This window comes from Peribacillus sp. SIMBA_075, from assembly GCF_046534585.1.
The window spans coordinates 1-286 of record NZ_JAWRYN010000412.1; the positions used below are offsets into that span (position 1 = coordinate 1).

A 286-nucleotide genomic window follows, 5' to 3' on the forward strand; every position below is an offset into this window, starting at 1 on the left:
GTCAGCTCTTCCACCACGAATGCCCCTTGCAGCGGATTTTCGTTTTTCGACAATCCGTGCTCTTTCGTGATGTTCATCTGGATGGCCATCGCCCGGCGCACGGATTCTTCCGTCGGCGTCGTGATCGCTTCATCGTACGCATTCGTGTGAAGCGAGTTGCAATTGTCCTGTAGCGCCATCAATGCCTGCAGCGTCGTGCGGATATCGTTGAAATCGATTTCCTGCGCGTGCAAGCTGCGGCCGGATGTCTGGACATGGTATTTCAGTTTCTGGCTGCGTTCATTCG

At 54.5% G+C, this 286-nt stretch carries 1 protein-coding gene; it reads right to left on the bottom strand.

Annotated elements, in window-relative coordinates; all coding sequences use genetic code 11:
- On the bottom strand, window positions 1-286 hold a 286-nt coding region (locus SB775_RS28815), incomplete at both ends, for a methylmalonyl-CoA mutase family protein (RefSeq protein WP_410864614.1).